This window comes from Streptomyces milbemycinicus, from assembly GCF_002154605.1.
GTDB classification, from domain to species: Bacteria; Actinomycetota; Actinomycetes; order Streptomycetales; family Streptomycetaceae; genus Streptomyces; species Streptomyces milbemycinicus.
This window is the reverse complement of record NZ_MUNE01000195.1, coordinates 1-19,759: the sequence shown is the minus strand read 5'-3', so window position 1 is coordinate 19,759 and position 19,759 is coordinate 1. Positions and strand designations below refer to the sequence as shown.

Below are 19,759 nucleotides of genomic sequence, written 5' to 3'. Positions count from 1 at the left end.
AGCCCATGCCGTCGGCGAGGTGGAGATGGGCCAGCCGGTCGCCCATCCGGTCGACCATGCCGAGCGCGTCCGTACGGGCGGTCGCCGTATGCGAGAGGTCGATCGTGAAGTGACGGTAGTCGTCGTGGGTGACGTCCCAGTCGGGCGCGTACGCGAGCATCTCCCGGTCGCGATACCGCCACGGGTACATGTTCTCGACAGCGAACCGCACATCCGTCTCGCCCGCCATCCGCCAGATGCCGCGCACGAACTCTCGGGCGTACGCGCGCTGCCATCGGAAGGGCGGGTGGACCACGACGGTGGAGGCGCCCAGCCTCTCGGCGGCCGCCTTCGCGCGCTGCAGCTTCACCCATGGGTCGGTCGACCACACCCGCTGAGTGATCAGCAGACATGGCGCGTGCACGGCGAGAATCGGCACCTCGTGGTAGTCGGAAAGCCGGCGCAGCGACTCGATGTCCTGGCTGACCGGATCGGTCCACACCATGACCTCGACACCGTCGTAGCCGAGGCGTGCGGCGATCTCGAAGGCCGTCGCCGTCGACTCCGGATAGACCGAGGCCGTGGACAGCGCGACCTTCGCATCCGGGATGCGCACCACTGGCTCTGTCACGAGGGACAGGGTACGGCGCTCCCCCGGACGGCTAAACCGCCACCACTCGCCACGCCACCCCCGGCGCGGCGAGCGGTACGGGTGTCAGCGCAGGTCACGGCGTCATCCGGGCAGGTGATCCAGGCGTCGCAGGATGACGCCCTCACGCAGCGCCCACGGGCAGATCTCCAGGTCCTCCACCCCGAACAGATCCATCGCGGCCTCCGCGACCAGCGCCCCCGCCAGCAGCTGCGGCGCCCGCCCGTCGGAGACGCCCGGCAGCTGCTCGCGCTTGTCGACGGGCATCGCGGCCAGCTTCGGCACCCACTGCTCCAGCGCCTGGCGGGTCAGCCGCCGCTGTACGTACAGGCCCTCGGCGGAGCGCGCCGCACCCGCGATCCTGGCCAGCTGCCTGAAGGTCTTGGAGGTGGCGACGACGTGATCCGGCGTGCCGTGACGGCTGAAGTCGCCGACGATCCGCGCGATCTGCGCCCGTACGTGCCGCCGCAGCGCCCGTACCTCCTCCGGGGTGGGCGGATCGCCTGGCAGCCAGCCCGCCGTCAGCCTGCCCGCACCCAGGGGCAGCGAGACGGCCGCGTCCGGCTCCTCGTCGAGCCCGTACGCGATCTCGAGCGAACCGCCGCCGATGTCCAGGACCAGCAGCTTTCCGGCCGACCAGCCGTACCAGCGGCGGGCCGCGAGAAAGGTGAGCCGCGCCTCTTCGTCGCCGGTCAGGACGCGCAGCCGCACCCCGGTCGCCTCGGCGACGCGGGACAGCACATCCTCGGCGTTGGTCGCCTCCCGGACGGCGGAGGTGGCGAAGGGCAGCACATCCTCGACGCCCTTGTCCTCGGCGGCCTGCAGCGCCTCCTTGACCACGGCGATCAGGCGCTCGACTCCATCGGCCCCTATGGCCCCACCGTCGTCGAGCAGCTCCGCCAGCCGGAGCTCAACCTTGTGCGAGTGGGCGGGCAGCGGGCGTGCTCCCGGGTGCGCGTCCACCACCAGCAGATGAACCGTGTTAGAACCCACGTCCAGGACACCGAGTCTCATGGCCAGAACGCTACTGCCCATATCGCCTTGTCAGGTACGGGCCTGGGCCTTTACGCGCCGGGCATAGGCATACCCTTGGCGCGTGGCAAAGACGAAAAAGGCGAAGCAGGACAAAGTCCGGAAGCGGCGTCCCGAGGCGGCCGGGCAGCACAGCGAGGCCGAGGCGGCCACCGCCGATGTGACCGACGTGACCGACTTGACCGACTTGACCGACTTGACCGGCCAGGACGCCCTGGACGGCGTGGTCATCGCGTTCGACCCAGCCGATGACGAGGTCGGCCTGGACTTCGCCCGCGCCTGGATCGAATTCCCCGACCCCGCCGACGACGAGCAGGTCTTCCGGTGCGATCTGACCTGGCTGACCTCACGCTGGACCTGCATTTTCGGCCAGGGCTGCCAGGGCATCGAGGCGGGGCGCGCCAGCGACGGCTGCTGCACGCTGGGCGCGCACTTCTCCGACGAGGACGACGAGAAGCGCGTCGGGCGCCATGTGGCCCGGCTCACCCCGGAGATCTGGCAGTTCCACGACGTGGGGCACAAGACGGGCTGGACCCAGACCGGCGACGAGGAGGACGAGCGCCAGACCCGCCGCTACGAGGGCTCGTGCATCTTCCAGAACCGGCCGGGCTTCAAGGGCGGCGCGGGCTGCGCCCTGCACATCCTCGCGCTCAAAGAGGGCCGCGAGCCGCTGGAGACCAAGCCGGACGTCTGCTGGCAGCTGCCGATCCGCAGGTCGTACGCCTGGATCGACCGGTCCGACGACACGCGTGTGCTGCAGATCACCGTCGCCGAGTACGACCGGCGCGGATGGGGCCCCGGCGGCCATGACCTGCACTGGTGGTGCACCTCGGCGACCTCCGCGCACGGCGGCGGGGAGCCGGTGTACGTGTCGTACCGGGCGGAGCTGACGGAGCTCATGGGCAAGGAGGGCTACGACCGGCTGGCCGAGCTCTGCGAGCAGCGGCTGGCGTCCTCCCTGCCGCTCGTGGCCCCGCACCCGGCAGATCCGACGAGCTGACTGGCTGACTGGCTGACTGGCTGAGCTGACTGGTGCTCTAAGGGCTGACCGGTGCCCTGAGGGCTGACCGGTGCCCTAAAGGCTGACTGGCGCTCCGAGGGCTGGCTGGCGCGCCAAGGGCTTATTGGCGCCCTAAGGCGTGTCGGCGGGCGCCGGGGGCGTATCGCCCGAGGTCGGTGCGGGTCCGCCCGGCGGGTCCGAGGGCTCGGGGGTCGGCTCGGGCTCCGCGCCACGGCCTTCGATCACCACCACCGCCCCCGCCGGATCCACCCCGACCCGAGCTCTCCAGTGCCCGGGCGGCTCGCGATCCCGGTCCACGGACACAGTGATCGTCGTCGTCTCGCCCGGCCGCAGCACCCCGGCCGTATGGTTCAGCTGGAGCCAGGCCGCACCGGCGGACGCCGACCAGCGCACCGGGGCGCCTCCCGAGGCCCTGAGCGTGATGACCGTGACCTCGCCGCTGGGCTGCGCCTCGACCGTCAGCCGCCCGGGGCCTGGCTTGGTCCGCCCGGGGCCCGGCCTGCCCCCGGAGCCGGGGGTGCTGGGCGTGGTGTGCGGGCCCGGCCGCCCGCCGGCCGAAGTGCCGGACCGTTCCGCCTCCCCGTCTCCGTACCGATCGCCCTTCGCGCCCCCGGCCCCGTCTGCGTACCCGTCGCCGTTCCTGTCCGCGTCTCCGCCGACGACCTCCACGGACACGTCCGGCGACTGTTTGCCCGCGGTGCCGTCGCGGCGGGATTTCAGCCGCGAGCCGGAACGGTCCTGCGCGCTGCCCGCCTGGCCGTACGAGCCCCCGGTCGGCTCGCCGCCGACGCCGCCGGGCCGGTCGGGGGTGCGCTCCGCCGCCCCGTCCGCGTTGGCGGCGGCCACGGAGTCCGTGTCGTGGTCGTCACCCGCCGTCGGGGCGCCCCGGTAGGCGGCCCACAGCGCGAGCAGCGGGGCCGCCACGACCGAGGCGACCACCGTCGTGGTCAGCACGCGGCTGCGCGTCCGGCTGCGGCGCGCGGCCTGGTCCTTGGGGTCCAGAGGGAAACCGCGCCGGTCGAAGCGCGGCCGGGAGGCGGCGCGCGCCGGGCGCGCGCGCTGGGCGCCCACCATCGCGGCGTGCACGGCGGCGCGCGGCGCCTCCAGCACCGGCAGGGCCGCGGGGGCGGCCGCCGTACCCGGCCAGGGGCCACCCGCCGTGGCCCGCTCGGCCATCCCGCGGCACTCACGGCAGTCGTCCACATGCCGTACGAGCTCGCGGCGCAGCGCGGCGGAGAACAGCACCTGGGTGTCGCCCGCGAGCCGGGCGACGACGGGGCAGTGGCCGAGCTCGACGACGGCGAGCGCGGCGCGCGTGCGCTCCACCTCGCAGGCCGCGCTGGCGAGCAGGGCGCGGGTCTCGTCGCGCTCCTTGCCGAGCGCCGCGGCGACCTCACTCGGGCTCAGCCGGTGGCGCACCGCGAGCTCCAGCGCCTCGCGCTGCTCGGGGGTGGTCCCGGCGGCCTCGGGCCACGCGAGCGCGGCCAGCTCACGGCGGCGCTGCGCGGCGGTGGGTGACACGGGGGGCGACGATGCGGCCGCGGCCGGGGCGCGCCGGTCACGGTGGCGCCGCTGGGCCGGCACCTCCAGCGGCCGGGGCCGACCGCCCACCCGCTTCTCGATCCCGCCGGGCCCGGGGGCGGCCCTGAGCCTCGCCCCGCCTCCGGGGGCGCCGGGGGATCCGGTGGGCCCGGGGGACCCGGAAGACCCGCGGACCTCAGGGTTCCGATGATCGCCACGCTCGCCACGGTCCCTCTCGTCCCCCTGGTCCCTCTGGTCCCCCTGGTCCCTCTGGTCCCCCTGGTCCGCGGGGCCCTTCGGGTCCTTCCTCCGCTCGGCGAGCTTGCGCAGACAGGCCCAGCGCGCGAGGGCGTAGAGCCAGGGCCGGCGCAGATCGCCCTCGGCGGCCACGCGCCCCCGTCCCCGCCCATGCTGCCGCTCGGCGACGGCAAGCGCCTCGCCGAGCGCGGCGGTCGCGGCATCGTGCTCGCACAGGACCGACAGGCAGTAGGTGAACAGACCGTCCAGATACGGTTCGTAGCGCGCGGGAGGACGCTGGGAGTGCGCGGCGGAAGCGCGCGGCGCACGACGCGGCGCACCGGGGGCGCCGGATGCGCTGGACGGACCGGATGCGCCGGGCGCGCCGGGCGAGTGTGTCGAGTGCTCGGACCTGCTGCTCATCACCCGGTGACGGTAGGCGGATGATGCAGACTCCATCGCGCTACTTGCGCTGTTTTAACCCTTACGGGTGACCATCTCCCTCATAAGGGGACAGGTGTCCTGCCTCCGCGCCCGGGATCTGCTACGGGCAGCGCCAGGGCCGCGCGCAACCTGCCCGCCCGCCTGACCGCCCACCTGTCGGTGCCCGCCTGCCCGCCCGGCTGTCGGTGCCCAGCGCTAGCGTTACGGCATGGCTGCCCGTAGCTCCTCCCGTTCGTCCGCCAAGGACCGGCCCTCCTACCGCTGCTCGGAATGCGGCTGGACCACCGCCAAGTGGCTCGGCCGCTGCCCGGAATGCCACGCATGGGGCACGGTCGAGGAGTTCGGCGCGCCCGCGGTCCGGACGACCGCGCCCGGCCGGGTCACCTCGGCGGCTCTGCCCATCGGGCAGGTGGACGGCCGTCAGGCCACCGCCCGCTCCACGGGCGTGGACGAGCTCGACCGCGTCCTGGGCGGCGGCCTGGTGCCCGGCGCCGTGGTGCTGCTGGCCGGGGAGCCAGGGGTCGGCAAGTCGACGCTGCTGCTCGACGTCGCCGCCAAGGCCGCCACCGACGACCACCGGACCCTCTACATCACGGGTGAGGAGTCGGCGAGCCAGGTGCGGTTGCGCGCCGACCGCATCGGTGCGCTGAGCGAGCATCTGTATCTCGCCGCCGAGACCGACCTGTCGGCCGTCCTCGGCCATCTCGACACCGTCAAGCCGTCCTTGCTGATTCTGGACTCCGTCCAGACCGTCGCCTCCCCCGAGATCGACGGCGCGCCCGGCGGTATGGCCCAGGTGCGGGAGGTGGCCGGGGCGCTGATCCGCGCCTCCAAGGAGCGCGGTATGTCCACGCTCCTGGTCGGCCATGTGACGAAGGACGGCGCCATCGCCGGCCCCCGTCTCCTGGAGCATCTGGTGGACGTGGTGCTGCACTTCGAGGGCGACCGCCATGCCCGGCTGCGCCTGGTGCGCGGCGTGAAGAACCGCTACGGGGCGACGGACGAGGTCGGCTGTTTCGAGCTGCACGACGAGGGCATCGTCGGCCTCGCGGACCCGTCCGGGCTGTTCCTCACCCGCCGCGACGAGCCGGTGCCCGGCACCTGCCTGACCGTCACCCTCGAAGGGCGCCGTCCGCTGGTGGCCGAGGTGCAGGCGCTGACCGTCGACTCCCAGATCCCGTCCCCCCGCCGCACCACCTCCGGCCTGGAGACCTCGCGTGTGTCGATGATGCTCGCCGTCCTGGAGCAGCGCGGCCGGATCAGCGCGCTGAGCAAGCGGGACATCTACAGCGCCACGGTCGGCGGTGTGAAGCTCTCCGAGCCCGCGGCGGATCTGGCCGTGGCGCTCGCGCTGGCCAGCGCGGCGAGCGACACTCCGCTGCCGAAGAACCTGGTGGCGATCGGCGAGGTGGGCCTGGCGGGAGAGGTCCGGCGGGTCACGGGCGTCCAGCGGCGGCTGGCCGAGGCGGCCCGGCTCGGCTTCACCCACGCCCTGGTGCCCGGCGACCCGGGGAAGATCCCGGCCGGTATGCGGGTGCTGGAGGTGGCGGACATAGGGGACGCACTACGCGTACTGCCCCGGCGCAAGCGGGCCGAGCGAGCGCCCAAGGACGAGCCGAGTGGCTGAGACCCGGCCTGGTGAGCGCGGGCGCGGGCGCCGCGCTCCGACTCCCGCCCACGGGCGTACGCCGGGAGACCCGGCGGGAGGGCGGTGACCGCCGGTAGACTTTGCCCTGGTCTCGCCCGTACGTAGCCCGCGCACCGGCACAGCAGGGCGGCCCGCGGCAGCGAATGACCTTGCGACGGAGGAGTGCAGTGGCAGCAGGCGACCGGGCAGCGGCTCCCGGCAAAGCCGACGGTCTGATGCGCGCCTCCCTGAGCGCCGTCGCCCCCGGCACGGCGCTGCGCGACGGCCTCGAGCGCGTTCTGCGGGGCAATACCGGCGGGCTGATCGTGCTCGGCACGGACAAGACCGTCGAGTCGCTGTGCACCGGCGGCTTCGTCCTGGACGTCGAGTTCACCGCGACCCGGCTGCGCGAGCTGTGCAAGCTGGACGGCGCGCTGATCCTCGACAAGGACATCACCAAGATCGTGCGGGCGGGCGTGCAGCTCGTCCCGGACGCCGCGATCCCCACCGAGGAGACCGGCACCCGCCACCGCACCGCGCAGCGTGTCTCCATCCAGACCGGCTTCCCGGTGGTGTCCGTCAGCCAGTCGATGCGGCTCATCGCCCTGTACGTGGACGGGCAGCGCCGTGTCCTGGAGGACTCGGCCGCGATCCTCTCCCGGGCCAACCAGGCCCTGGCCACGCTGGAGCGCTACAAGCTCCGCCTCGACGAGGTCGCGGGCACGCTCTCCGCCCTGGAGATCGAGGACCTGGTCACGGTCCGGGATGTGACGGCGGTCGCACAGCGGCTGGAGATGGTCCGGCGTATCGCCACCGAGATCGCCGAGTACGTGGTGGAGCTGGGCACCGACGGCCGTCTGCTGTCGCTCCAGCTCGACGAGTTGATCGCGGGCGTCGAGCCGGAGCGCGAGTTGGTGGTGCGGGACTACGTCCCCGAGCCCACCGCCAAGCGCACCCGTACGGTCCCCGAGGCGCTGGCGGAACTGGACCGGCTGACCCACCCCGAACTGCTCGAACTGGCCAATGTGGCCCGCGCCCTGGGTTACAGCGGCTCGCCCGAAACCCTCGACTCCGCGGTCTCGCCGCGCGGCTTCCGCCTGCTGGCGAAGGTGCCGCGGCTCCCGGGCGCCATCATCGAGCGGCTGGTGGAGCACTTCGGCGGGCTGCAGAAGCTGCTCGCGGCGAGCGTGGACGACCTGCAGATGGTGGACGGCGTGGGCGAGGCGCGGGCCCGGTCGGTGCGCGAGGGGCTGTCGCGGCTGGCGGAGTCCTCGATCCTGGAGCGGTACGTCTAGCGGGAGCGGGCGGTAGGTCCGGCTGAAGCCGTCAGTACGTCCGGTCCGGCAGGCACGGTATGTCCCGTGCCTGCCCGGCTGGTTGGTTGGCCCCAGCCCCTAGCCCCCTAGCCCTGAGTACTCAGTCCTCAGTCCTCAGTCCTCAGTCCTCGTCCAGTACGAACGACACCCGCGCGGTGCCCAGACCCTCCACCTTCGCCTCGACCAGGTACGTACCGGCCTTGGCCGAAACGCTGCCGGCCGGCGTCGCGCAGTTCTCGACGCTGCGCTTGCGGTCCCAGTGGACGGTGCGCTTGGTCTGGCCGTTGCCCGCCACCTCGACCAGCACGGACTTGCTGCCCTCGGGGCAGTCGTCGGACGCCCACACATGGTCGTTCTCGGAGTCCGTGATGGTCAGCGTCGCCGAGGCCCGGCCGAAGTCGACCTTGCAGGCGGTGCCCGAGGAGTTCTTCACGGTGAGCTCGAACGTCGGTTCCTCGCCTGGCTCGTAAGTGTTCTTCACCCGCGAGTCCTTGACGCTGCGCACCGTCAGCTCCACCGCGCTCCGGGTGCAGGCGGGCAGGCTGGACCCGGCCGGGATGCTCCGCCCGTCCCCGATGCCGAGGCCGCCGCCGGTTCCGCCACCGCCGCCGCCCGCGCCGCCGACGCCTCCGGCGTCGCCCGTGTCGCTGCCGCCACCGGTGCCGCCGTCACCGCCGTCACCGCTGCCGCCGCCGTCGCTGTCGCCGGTGCCGGTCCCGCCGTCATCCGACTCGTCGCGGCCGCCCGGCCGTTGGCTGTTGACGGGCGTGGAGGAGGTGGGCCCCGGGGTGATGGTGCTCGCGGCGCCACCGCCGCCCGACCCCTTGCCCTCGTCTCTCCCGCCGTCGCCGCCGGCACCGCCCCACCCGAAGGCCCAGATGACGAGCAGGAGGATGACAATGAAAAGGGCCAGCGCAACAGCCCTCCGCCGCCAGTAAATGGAGGAGGGAAGCGGCCCGATCGGATTGCGCAGAGATCCCACGCGGAAACTCTACGAGAGATCCGAAGCGGCGCCCGCCAATAACCACCGGTCTCCGACCTGGTTTTCTCATTATCCGACCGAATCCCGCCCGGATCCCGGCCGGGACCCGCTCTACGGCCCCACTCTGCAGACCCGCTCTACGGCCCCATTCCGCAGACCCGCTCTGCAGACCCGCTCTACGAACCCTCCTACGGCCCCGTCCCACCGACCGCCGCCCTACCCCGCGTCGGCGACCAGCCCCGCCTCGTACGCCACGATGGCCGCCTGGACGCGGTTGCCGACCTCCAGGCGGTCCAGGACCGCGCTGACGTACCCCTTCACCGTGCCCTCGACCAGGTGCAGCCGCCGTGCGATCTCCGCGTTCGACAGGCCCGCGCCGACCAGCGCCAGCACCTCGCGTTCCCGGGCGGTCAGGACGTCCGTACGGGCGCGGGCCGCGGCGCCCCGGGTCAGGCGCTCACCACCGAGTTCGGTGATCACATGGCGGGCGACCTTGGGCGACAGAAACGCCGCGCCGCCCGCCACCGCCCGTACCCCCGCGATGAGTTCATGCGGGTCTCCTGCCTTCAGCAGGAAGCCGGTCGCGCCCCCGCCCAGCGCCCGGGCGATGTACGCGTCCTCGGAGAAGGTGGTGAGCATGGCGACCGCGGTGTCCGGCAGTGTGCGGCGGATCTCCTCGCATGCGGACAGCCCGTCCAGCCGGGGCATCCTGATGTCCAGCAGCGCGACATCCGGCCGATGGGCACGCGCCGCCTCCACCGCCTCCCGGCCGTCGCCCGCCTCGGCGACGATCTCGATACCGGGGCCGGCGGCCAGGACGGCCCGTACCCCGGCGCGGATCATCGCCTCGTCGTCCGCGAGCAGCACCCTGATCGTCGGCTCGTTCCCCATCCGCACCCGCCATTCCTTATCAATCACTGCCGTCGCAGACGCTACAAGCGGGAGTGCGCCACCGCCCCTGACGAAAGTCAGGCCCACCGACGAAAGTCAGGCCCACCCGCCCGGCTCCAGACACGCCCCGAACAGGGCCCGGCGTTTCCGGGGCGGGCGGGCGACGTGCCAGGATCGTTCGTGACATGACTGCCATCCCCGCCGACTCCGCGCCCTCCGCCAGCCGCCCCAACGGGACCGCGCTCCACAGCCCCGTCATCGACTGGTTCGACGCCCACGCCCGCGACCTGCCCTGGCGCCGCCCCGAAGCGGGCCCGTGGGGCGTGATGGTCAGCGAGTTCATGCTTCAGCAGACCCCGGTGAACCGGGTGCTGCCGGTGTACGAGCAGTGGCTCGCCCGCTGGCCGAGCCCCGCGCACCTGGCCGCGGAACCCCCCGGCGAGGCCGTCCGCGCCTGGGGGCGGCTCGGCTATCCGAGGCGCGCGCTGCGCCTGCACGGCGCGGCGGTCGCCATACGGGAGCGGCACGGCGGTCAGGTTCCCACGGAACACGCGGAGCTGCTGGCGCTGCCCGGTGTGGGCGAGTACACGGCGGCGGCCGTGGCCTCGTTCGCGTACGGGCAGCGGCACGCGGTCATGGACACCAACGTCCGCCGGGTCTTCGCACGCGCCGTCGGCGGCCGGGAGTTCCCGCCGGACGCCACGACCGCCGCCGAGCGCAAGCTGGCCCGCGCGCTGCTCCCCGACGACGATCCGACGGCCGCCCGTTGGGCCGCGGCGACGATGGAGCTGGGCGCATTGGTGTGCACGGCGCGCACGCCGGACTGCGTGCGCTGCCCCATCACCGCGCAGTGCGCCTGGCGGGCGGCCGGTTCCCCGGCGCACGACGGGCCGCCGCGCCGCGGCCAGACCTACGCCGGTACGGACCGTCAGGTGCGCGGCAAGCTGCTCGCGGTGTTGCGGGAGGCGGTCACGCCGGTGCCGCAGGCGGCGCTCGACAAGGTCTGGGACGAACCGGTGCAGCGGGCCCGGGCGCTGGACGGGCTGATCGCCGACGGCCTCGTGGAACCGCTCGACGGCGGGCTCTACCGGCTGCCGCTGACCTGACCCGACCGCAGCTCTCCTCCCCCACCGGGACCGCCCGGACCGCCGGGACCGCCCGCCAAAACCGTTTCTGTGACAAGGCTGTGACACGGCCACGACCCGACTCTGACACTCCGTCCGACCGGCCCCGGCTGTTACACAACCTATGGGTAGCTGTGCATTCACCGCAGGTCAGATGCACATGGCGCCGCAACAGCCACTCCGTAGCGTCCTCTTCGTGCTCGGCGACCGCCGGGCACACAGGTGGGGAATACAGCGGGATGGGGGCTGGCGATGTCCGGCAGCGGCAAGGTTCTGGATTTTGAAGAGTACGTACGCAACCGGCAGGACGCGCTGCTGCGTAGCGCCCGTCGCCTCGTCCCCGACCCGATCGAGGCGCAGGACCTCCTCCAGACCGCCCTGGTGCGTACGTACGGCCGCTGGGACGGGATAGCCGACAAGTCCCTGGCCGACGCGTACCTCCGCCGCGTCATGATCAACACCCGTACCGAGTGGTGGCGGGCCCGCAAGCTGGACGAGGTGCCGACCGAGCAGCTGCCGGACGCGCGCGTCGAGGACAGCACCGAGCAGCACGCCGACCGCGCGCTGCTGATGGACATCCTCGGAGTTCTGGCTCCCAAGCAGCGCAGCGTCGTGGTGCTGCGACACTGGGAGCAGATGACCACGGAGGAGACCGCGGAGGCGCTCGGGATGTCGACCGGTACGGTCAAGAGCACGCTGCACAGGGCGCTGGCCCGGCTGCGGCAGGAGTTGGAGAGCCGCGAGCTGGACGCCAGTGCGCTCGGCCGCGGGGACGGCCGGCAGGGCCGACCGGCCCAGCAGGGCCAGGACGGTGCCCAGGAGGTCCGCCAGATCCGCCAGACCCCGCAGGGCCGGCGCCGAGGCCACGAGCGGGGGCAGGACCGGTGCGCGGCCTGACCAGGGCCTCTCCCCACAAGCACACCGCGGACAAAGACGCCGCGGACAAGGGCGCCGCGGACAAGGACGCCCTCCACGAGGACGCCCCACACCAGCACGCCCCGAAGGGTGTTGATCCGCACCGGCTCGTTCTTCACCGCACCGCTTCTCATCGGATCGGCCCGCGCCGGGCCGCCCTGATCACAGGGGGCGCGGTTGTCGGGTTCGCGGCGGTCGGCGGGCTGGTGCTGGCCGGATGCGGCACCGGAAGCCAGGGACTGCGCAAGGAAGGGCCGGCGCGTACCTCATGGGCCCCGGAGCAGGCCGACTCCCCGGGGTCGTATGTGCACGGCACCTCCCCCACGTCGACGTCGGCCAAGCAGAAGGTCGACGCCGTCGCGCTGCTCAAGAAGGACCCGAAGGTCAGCGAGCACCTGAAGACAAACCTCAAGCCCTGCTCGAAGAGCTCCACGAAGGACACCCAGAACGACGCCACGCAGGGCGCTCCGCAGGACGCCACGAAGGACGCTCCGCAGGAGGCGAAGAAGGGCAGCGCGAAGTCACAGGGCTACCCGATCGACGTGGCCTACGACCGGCTGACCGGCTCCACCGCGTCCGATCTCGTGGTCAATGTGATGACCTGCACCGAGGGTTTCGGCCTCGGCTCGTATGTGTACCGCAAGGTGGGCGGGACGTATGAGAACGTTTTCGCGGACGAGCGCCCGCCCGTCTACGCCGACACCACCAAGGGCAACCTCCGCGTCACAAAGTTGGTCTACGCCTCCAACGACTCGGTCTGCTGCCCCTCGAGCGAGGACGTGACGACGTACCGGTGGGCCGAGAAGCGCCGGGAGTTCCTCGTGACCGACCGCAAGACCAGGAACGTCAGCGAGGACGAATCGCCCGCGCCCGACGACGGAACGGAAGGCTGAAGATAAGGCCGTGGCCGAAACCCATGTGCTCTTCGTCGAGGACGACGACGTCATCCGCGAGGCCACCCAGCTCGCCCTGGAGCGCGACGGCTTCGTCGTCACCGCCGCCCCGGACGGGCTGACCGGGCTGGAGCGGTTCCGGGCCGACCGGCCCGATATCGCGCTGCTCGATGTGATGGTCCCGGGGCTGGACGGGGTGAGCCTGTGCCGCCGGATCCGCGATGAGTCCACCGTGCCCGTGATCATGCTGTCGGCGCGCGCCGACTCGATCGACGTGGTGCTCGGCCTGGAGGCCGGGGCCGACGACTATGTGACCAAGCCCTTCGACGGCGCGGTCCTGGTCGCCCGGATCCGCGCCGTACTGCGCCGCTTCGGGCACGCCAGCGGACCGGGCCGGGGCGCGGAGGCGGAACCCGACGAGCCCGAGGGCGGAGTGCTGCGCTTCGGCGATCTGGAGGTGGACCCGGAGGGGATGGAGGTCCGCCGGGCCGGTCAGCAGGTGGCGCTGACGCCGACGGAGATGCGGCTGCTGCTGGAGTTCTCCGCCGTGCCGGGCACCGTGCTCTCCCGCGATCGGCTGCTGGAACGGGTGTGGGACTACGGCTGGGGCGGTGACACCCGGGTCGTGGACGTCCATGTGCAGCGGCTGCGCGGAAAGATAGGCCAGGACCGGATCGAGACGGTCCGCGGTTTCGGTTACAAGCTCAGGGGCTGAGCCGGGGATGGTGAGGCTCGCCCTGCGCTCGGGGCTGCGTTGGAAGGTCAGTCTGGCGATCGCGGCCGTGAGCGCGCTGGTCGCCATCGCGCTGAGCCTGGTCGTGCACAACGCGGCCCGTGTCTCGATGCTGGACAACAGCCGCGCGGCGGTGAACGACCAGGTGCAGGCCGCGCAGCGGATGTACGAGAAGTACAGGATTCTCGGGTTCGGCGCGAAACTCGACGACAAGCGGCTTCCCGAGCAGCTGAAGAAGGAGGCGGCGCGCGGGCTGCGCGCCACCTACCTGGGGGATATGGGCACCGGCACCCCCGAGGTGTGGGCGTCGGTGCCGCTGCGGGACGGCCGGGTGCTGTCCGTACACACCCAGTTCAAGGACCGTGCCCGGGTGCTGGACGACCTCGACCGGGTCCTCGTCCTCGGCTCGGTGTCGGTGGTGATGGGCGGTATCGCGCTGGGTGTGCTCATCGGCGACCAGCTCTCCCGGCGGCTGCGCAAGGCCGCCACCGCGGCCCGCAAGCTCGCCGAGGGCGACTCCGAGGTCCGGGTGCGGGAGGCGATCGGCGGCCGGGTGCGGGACGAGACCGACGACCTGGCGCGCGCGGTCGACGGCATGGCCGAGGCGCTGCAGCAGCGGCTGGAGGCCGAGCGGCGGGTGACGGCCGACATAGCGCATGAGCTGCGTACCCCCGTCACCGGCCTGCTCACCGCCGCCGAACTGCTGCCGCCGGGGCGCCCGACCGAGCTCGTACGGGACCGGGCGCAGGCGATGCGCCAGCTCGTCGAGGACGTCCTGGAGGTCGCCCGGCTGGACGGCTTCGCGGAGCGCGCCGAGCTGCAGGAGATCGCCCTCGCCGAGTTCGTCACCCGCCGGGTCCGGGTCGCGGCCCCCGACGCCCGGGTCTCCGTGTTGCGCGATGCCCATGTCTCCACCGACCCGCGCCGCTTGGAGCGGATACTCGGCAACCTCCTGGCCAACGCCGCCCGGCACGGCAAGCCCCCGTTCGAGGTCACGGTGGAGGGGCGGGTGCTGCGCGTCCGCGACCACGGGCCCGGCTTCCCCGAGGCGCTGCTGAAGGACGGGCCGAGCCGCTTCCGCACCGGCAGCAAGGACCGGGCCGGTACCGGGCACGGCCTGGGCCTGACCATCGCGGTGGGCCAGGCGCGCGTCCTGGGCGCCCGGCTGACGTTCCGCAACGCCGAGCCGACGGCTGAGGGGCGGGAGGGCGCGGTCGCGGTGCTGTGGCTGCCTGAGTCCGCGCCCACCAATACGGGCAGCTTCCCGGTCATCGAGGTGCTGGACTGACGTAACGCGTGAGGCGCGTGTCACGCACGAGCCACGTGAAACGCACGAGACACCTGAAACGCGTGAGACACCTGAAACGCGTGAGACACCTGAAACGCGTGAGACACCTGAAACGCGTGAGGCGCGGGCGGTGCAGCCGCACCACCCGCGCCTCACGCTTGTCCATCCCGCCGGATCAGACCGTCTCGACCACCGGCATCTGGTCGGCCGGGGCCTGCTCCTCGCCCTTGGGCTGGGGCCCGGCCCCGCGCAGCGGGACCTCCTTGATGAACCAGGCCGCGAGGAAGCCGACGACCGCGATCACCGCGCCCCACAGGAAGACCTGGTGTGCTCCGTTCGCGACCGCGTGGGTGTACGCGTCCCTGATGTCCGGGGGCAGCTTCGGGAGCATCTCCGGGTCGAGGTTGGCGCCGCCGGAGGTGACCGCCGCGCCCTTCTCTCCGACCCGGTCGATCATCGTGTCCTTCACCTGGTTGGTGAAGAGCGCGCCGAGGATGGCGACACCGAAGGAGCCGCCGAGGGTGCGGAAGAGGGTGGCGGAGGAGGAGCCGACGCCCATGTCCTTCATCTCGACGCTGTTCTGCGCGATGAGCATGGAGGTCTGCATCAGGAAGCCCATGCCGGCGCCGAGCACCGCCATGTAGATGCCCGAGGTCAGGCGGGTGGTGCCGGTGTCCATGAGGGCCAGCAGGAACATGCCCACCACCATCAGGCCGCCGCCGAGGATCGGGAAGATCCGGTACTTGCCGGTCTGAGTGGTGACCCGGCCCGCGATCAGCGAGACGGCCAGCATGCCCAGCAGCATCGGGAGCAGCAGCAGGCCGGAGTTGGTGGCCGTGGCGCCCTGGACGGTCTGCTGGAAGAGCGGCAGGAAGGTCATCGACCCGAACATCACAAAGCCGGTGAGGAAGCCGATCACCGTGATGAGCGAGAAGTTGCCGTTACGGAATATGTGCAGCGGCAGCACGGGCTCGGCGACCCGCCGCTCGACGGCCACGAAGGCGATGAGCGCGGCGACCCCCAGCACGCCGAGACCGATGATCTGGAACGAGCCCCACGCGTACTCGTTCCCGCCCCAGGTCGTGATCAGCACGAGCGAGGTGATGCCTATGGTGAGCAGCCCCGCGCCGATGTAGTCGATCCGTGCCTGCGCGCGCTTCTTCGGCAGGTGCAGCACCGCGGTGATCGCGGCCAGGGCGATCACGCCGAGGGGGACGTTGATGTAGAAGATCCAGCGCCATCCGAGGTGGTCGGTGAGGGTGCCGCCGACCAGCGGTCCGCCGATCATGGCCACGGCCATGACACCGGCCATCATGCCCTGGTACCGGCCACGCTCCCGGGGCGGGACCAGGTCGCCGATGATCGCCATCACACCGACCATCAGACCGCCCGCGCCCAGGCCCTGAAGGGCCCGGAAGCCGATCAGCTGCCCCATGTCCTGGGCCGCGCCGGACAGGGCCGAACCGGCCAGGAAGACCACGATGGACGTAAGGAACATGCCCTTACGTCCATACATGTCGCCGAGCTTTCCCCAGATGGGCGTGGAGGCGGCGGTCGCCAGGGTGTACGCGGTGACCACCCAGGAGAGGTGTTCGAGCCCGCCGAGATCGCCGACGATGGTCGGCATCGCGGTGCCGACGATCATGTTGTCGAGCATCGCGAGCAGCATGGCGATCATCAGCGCGAAGATCACCACACCCGTGGAGCGGGGCTTACGGCCGGACGCGGCCTCCCCGCCGGATTGCGGGGCCTCCGCACTGGGCTGCGGTGACGCGGATGGCGCTCCGCCTCCGGACTGTTTCTGGGACATGCTCTCCACTTCCCCCCTGGGGTGCGGCCAATTGCTGCGACCGGCTACTTACTTGCCGCCCGGCTAGTTGAGTACAGTGGAGAAGGTACGGCGTCTACTAGCCGGGCGTCAAGTAAGTTTTGTTCGGCCGAGCCAGGCCCCACGACCACAGGAGAGCACGATGGGCAACACACCGCAGGCGCGCCGGGGCGACACCCGGCAGCGCATCCAGGACGTGGCCTTGGAGCTCTTCGCCGAGCAGGGCTACGAGAAGACCTCGCTACGCGAGATCGCCGAGCGGCTCGAGGTCACCAAGGCCGCGCTGTACTACCACTTCAAGACCAAGGAAGACATCCTCATCAGCCTGTTCCAGGACCTGGCCCGGCCGCTGGACGAACTGCTCGCCTGGGGCCAGCAGCAGCCCCGCACCCTGGAGACCAAGCAGGAGTTGATGCGCCGCTACAGCGTGGCCCTCGAAAGCGCCCTCCCGCTGTTCCGGTTCATGCAGCAGAACCAGGCCGCGATGAGCCATCTACGGCCCGGTGAAACCCTCAAGGACCGGATGATCGCCGTGGGCGACCTGCTGAGGGACCCCAACGCGCCGCTGACCGACCAGGTCCGCAGCCTCAGCGCGCTCTTCGTCATGCATACGTCCATGTTCGCCATGCAGCACCTCGACGCCGGCCCCGAGGAAAAGCAGAAGGCCGCCCTCGAAGTCGCCCTCGATCTGCTGGCGCAGGCACACCCGCAGGAGAGGCCCGACACCCCGGACGCGGCCTGACCGACCCCCGGGGCCGCATCAGGGAAGGCCGCAGCAGGAGAAGGCCACATCAAGGGAAGGCCGCAGCAGGAGAAGGCCACATCAAGGGAAGGCCAGAGCAGGAGAAGGCCGTAGCAAGAGAAGGCCACAGCAGGGCCATGCGTTTGACGGGGCCCGCCCCGTGTCGGGCCCCGTCAGAGCGCATCAGGTCAGTGCGTCAGACCTTGACGCCGTGCGAGCGCAGGAAGGCCAGCGGCTCGACGGCCGAGCCGTAGTTCGGCGTCGTACGGATCTCGAAGTGCAGGTGCGGGCCGGTCGTGTTGCCGGTGTTCCCGGAGAGGCCTATCTCCTGGCCGGTCGCCACGGTCTGGCCCACCGACACCTTCACCAGCGACAGGTGCGCGTACTGCGAGTACGTGTTGTCGGCGTGCTTGATGACGATGGCGTTGCCGTACGCCGGGCCGTCACCGGCGCCGTTGCCGCCGGCCTTGACCACCACGCCACCGTGGACGGCGCGCACCGAGGTGCCGGACGGCACGACGAAGTCCTGCCCGCTGTGGTTGTGCGCCCACAGGTTGCCCGCGAGCCCGAAGGAAGCACCGATCTGGTACGAGGCGACCGGCGTCACCCAGGAGGCGGCCTTGGCCTCGGCGGCCTTCTTGGCGGCCTCGGCAGCCTTCTGGCGGGCCTCGGCGGCCTGCCGCGCCTTCGCCGCGGCCTCCGCCGCCGCCTTCTTCTCCGCGGCCTTCTTCGCGGCGGCCTGCTCCGCGGCCTTCTTCTTCGCCGCGGCCTCCTTGGCGGCCTTCTCGGCCGCCGCCTTCTGCGCGGCCGCCTTCTCGGCGTCGATCGCCTTCTGGAGGGCGTCCGCCTGCGCCTGCACCGACTTGCTCAGGTCACTGGCCGGAGCCACCGACAGCACACCGCTGCCCTGCGCCGCGTCCGCGGCGAACGCGCCGCCCGCCCCCAGCGCCAGCGAGGCCCCCACGCCCGCGGCCAGCACGGCGGCGCGGGTACGCAGAACGGACTTGCTCAAGTTTCGGGATTTGAGGTGCCGGGATTTGAGGTGCCGGGATTCGAGGTGCCGGGATTTGGCGTGCGGGGACATAGGGGGACTACCTCCGGAAACATGAGTGAGTCCCGGCCGGGGACCGGAACGGACGTTCTTTCGTAACCCGCCCCGGCCATGAGGCCAACCCGCATCACTACTAATCCGTGCCGTACGAAAAGCGGTCGCAGCCGCAATTCATCCACGGTTTCGATCGCGACCCAATATTCGCGATCACGCACCCCAGAATCCGGATCACCGATCTACGATCACGGGCCTGACCTGGCACAATGAGCGATTGAGCGGCCGCCCACGGAAACTCATCCCACACTTCCGACCGTACGCGCGCCCCACAGTCGAAGGCATTCACTAATTTCCGTAGTAGAGCCTCGGCGGCCTGTGTGCGATATCACCGCGCCATAAGATCACCGATCATCGTTCCCGGGCATTCGATGTCCGTTTCGGGACCAAAGACCATACGGTCCTGTACGCTGTCCGCACCAAACCATCGGGGGGATGGGAACGTGGATCCCGCAACCATCGGCGCTCGCCTCACCTCGGCCGTCGTCACGCCGCTGATCAAGAAGCTCTTCGTGCAGGAGCCGCCGGGCGCCGGTCTGGCCGACAGGCCGGTCCGCGTCTCCGGGCTGGTCTCGTTCAAGGGCGAGAAGCGCACCCTGACGGAGAAGAACCTCCACAAGATAGCCGCCCAACTGGTCGAGCGCGCGGTGCAGTCCGCAGGACAGGGCGAGCGGCCGATCCCCGCGGACGAGGACGAGGTGCTCGCCGACGCCCTGGCCCGTACCCTCCACGCGCTGGGCGATCTGGCCATGGATGACGTCCAGGCCGTCCACTTGGGCCCGGAGCGGCTGGCCAAGGACCTCCGGCAGGCCGCCGGCCGCCCCGACGACCAGCTCTCCCTGGCCGCCTCCCGCCTCTACAACCTCCTCCTGCACACCGCCTGCCTGCACATCCTGCACTTCTTCACCCAGCGCTCGACCTTTGTCCACCGCACCCTGCTCGAACAGAGCGGACAGCTCACCGATCTCATCACCAAGATCGACATCCTGATCGAGCGGATCCCCTCCCAGTCGGCCGAGGACGCGGGCTTCGAGAAGGGCTACGCCGACTTCGTACAGAAGAAGCACGGGACGCTGACCATCGTCGGCATCGACCTCAGCCACGCAGAGGCCAGCTGGCCCCTCGACGCCGCGTATCTGAGCCTGGAGGCGATCGCGCCGCGCGCCCGCGTCGCCACGATCGAGGAGTACGTCTCCGCCGCCGCCGAGGCTCCCGTCCCCGCCGACCAGGCCCTGTCCGGCCACAGCCGGGTCCTGCTGCGCGGCGTCGCCGGGTCCGGCAAGACCACCCTCGTCCAGTGGCTCGCCGTCTGCGCCGCCCGCCAAGAACCGCCGCGCGGCATGGAGCAGCTGATCGGCCGTGTCCCCTTCGTCCTGCCGCTGCGCACCGTCGCCCGCCAGGACACCCTCCCCACCCCCGACCGCTTCCTCGC

17 protein-coding genes are annotated in these 19,759 nt (G+C 71.6%); 10 read left to right on the top strand and 7 right to left on the bottom strand.

Features of this window, described 5'->3' with window-relative positions:
• Both CCN51_RS17420 and CCN51_RS17415 read right to left on the bottom strand, forming a co-directional pair.
• A partial coding sequence (locus CCN51_RS17420) for a sugar phosphate isomerase/epimerase family protein (protein ID WP_086859708.1) occupies positions 1-610 on the bottom strand: 610 nt, incomplete at its 3' end.
• 102 nt (positions 611-712) lie between these two features.
• On the bottom strand, positions 713-1,642 hold the full coding sequence (locus CCN51_RS17415; RefSeq protein WP_014178567.1) for a Ppx/GppA family phosphatase: 930 nt from the start codon (positions 1,640-1,642) through the stop codon (positions 713-715).
• Between the two features lie 82 nt (positions 1,643-1,724).
• Between CCN51_RS17415 and CCN51_RS17410 the strand changes: the two genes are divergently transcribed.
• The gene (locus tag CCN51_RS17410) at positions 1,725-2,660 is read left to right on the top strand and encodes a DUF3109 family protein (protein WP_014178566.1); all 936 of its coding nucleotides are present in this window, start codon (positions 1,725-1,727) and stop codon (positions 2,658-2,660) included.
• Positions 2,661-2,792: 132 nt separating this feature from the next.
• Here CCN51_RS17410 and CCN51_RS17405 read toward each other — a convergent pair whose 3' ends face one another.
• The gene (locus tag CCN51_RS17405) at positions 2,793-4,862 is read right to left on the bottom strand and encodes a BACON domain-containing protein (RefSeq protein WP_245881636.1); all 2,070 of its coding nucleotides are present in this window, start codon (positions 4,860-4,862) and stop codon (positions 2,793-2,795) included.
• Between the two features lie 229 nt (positions 4,863-5,091).
• On the opposite strand from CCN51_RS17405, the gene radA reads away from it, so the two are divergent.
• Together radA and disA are read left to right on the top strand one after the other, a co-directional pair.
• Positions 5,092-6,510, top strand: a complete 1,419-nt coding sequence (gene radA, locus CCN51_RS17400) for a DNA repair protein RadA (protein WP_014178564.1) — start codon at positions 5,092-5,094, stop codon at positions 6,508-6,510.
• Between the two features lie 236 nt (positions 6,511-6,746).
• Positions 6,747-7,805, top strand: coding sequence for a DNA integrity scanning diadenylate cyclase DisA (disA, locus tag CCN51_RS17395; RefSeq protein ID WP_055414262.1), 1,059 nt, complete (start codon positions 6,747-6,749; stop codon positions 7,803-7,805).
• Between the two features lie 142 nt (positions 7,806-7,947).
• Here the strand turns inward: disA and CCN51_RS17390 are convergent, their stop codons facing one another.
• Together CCN51_RS17390 and CCN51_RS17385 are read right to left on the bottom strand one after the other, a co-directional pair.
• Positions 7,948-8,808 (bottom strand): hypothetical protein, encoded by an 861-nt coding sequence (locus tag CCN51_RS17390; RefSeq protein WP_014178562.1) that lies wholly within the window; start codon positions 8,806-8,808, stop codon positions 7,948-7,950.
• Between the two features lie 216 nt (positions 8,809-9,024).
• Positions 9,025-9,699, bottom strand: coding sequence for a response regulator transcription factor (locus CCN51_RS17385; protein WP_014178561.1), 675 nt, complete (start codon positions 9,697-9,699; stop codon positions 9,025-9,027).
• Between the two features lie 185 nt (positions 9,700-9,884).
• Between CCN51_RS17385 and CCN51_RS17380 the strand changes: the two genes are divergently transcribed.
• The 5 genes from CCN51_RS17380 to cseC all read left to right on the top strand — a co-directional run bounded on the left by CCN51_RS17380 (position 9,885) and on the right by cseC (position 14,652).
• Positions 9,885-10,805, top strand: coding sequence for an HhH-GPD family protein (locus CCN51_RS17380; protein WP_014178560.1), 921 nt, complete (start codon positions 9,885-9,887; stop codon positions 10,803-10,805).
• A gap of 270 nt (positions 10,806-11,075) precedes the next feature.
• A complete protein-coding gene (locus CCN51_RS17375) occupies positions 11,076-11,720 on the top strand; it encodes a SigE family RNA polymerase sigma factor (protein WP_014178559.1) in 645 nt (214 codons plus the stop codon).
• Entirely contained in the window at positions 11,708-12,631 is a 924-nt protein-coding gene (locus CCN51_RS17370; protein ID WP_014178558.1) for a hypothetical protein, read from the top strand. Before CCN51_RS17375 ends, CCN51_RS17370 begins: the two co-directional genes overlap by 13 nt.
• Positions 12,632-12,641: 10 nt before the next feature.
• Entirely contained in the window at positions 12,642-13,346 is a 705-nt protein-coding gene (gene cseB, locus CCN51_RS17365) for a two-component system response regulator CseB (RefSeq protein WP_014178557.1), read from the top strand.
• 7 nt (positions 13,347-13,353) lie between these two features.
• Complete coding sequence (cseC, locus tag CCN51_RS17360; protein ID WP_014178556.1) at positions 13,354-14,652, top strand: two-component system sensor histidine kinase CseC; 1,299 nt, start codon at positions 13,354-13,356, stop codon at positions 14,650-14,652.
• A gap of 175 nt (positions 14,653-14,827) precedes the next feature.
• Here cseC and CCN51_RS17355 read toward each other — a convergent pair whose 3' ends face one another.
• Positions 14,828-16,462, bottom strand: coding sequence for an MDR family MFS transporter (locus CCN51_RS17355; protein ID WP_078610588.1), 1,635 nt, complete (start codon positions 16,460-16,462; stop codon positions 14,828-14,830).
• A 160-nt stretch (positions 16,463-16,622) separates the two neighbouring features.
• Between CCN51_RS17355 and CCN51_RS17350 the strand changes: the two genes are divergently transcribed.
• A complete protein-coding gene (locus tag CCN51_RS17350) occupies positions 16,623-17,222 on the top strand; it encodes a TetR/AcrR family transcriptional regulator (RefSeq protein WP_014178554.1) in 600 nt (199 codons plus the stop codon).
• A gap of 196 nt (positions 17,223-17,418) precedes the next feature.
• Here CCN51_RS17350 and CCN51_RS17345 read toward each other — a convergent pair whose 3' ends face one another.
• On the bottom strand, positions 17,419-18,234 hold the full coding sequence (locus tag CCN51_RS17345) for a M23 family metallopeptidase (protein ID WP_043491119.1): 816 nt from the start codon (positions 18,232-18,234) through the stop codon (positions 17,419-17,421).
• Between the two features lie 536 nt (positions 18,235-18,770).
• On the opposite strand from CCN51_RS17345, the gene CCN51_RS17340 reads away from it, so the two are divergent.
• Positions 18,771-19,759: NACHT N-terminal Helical domain 1-containing protein (locus tag CCN51_RS17340; protein ID WP_143675822.1), on the top strand; the 989-nt coding region annotated here is incomplete at its 3' end.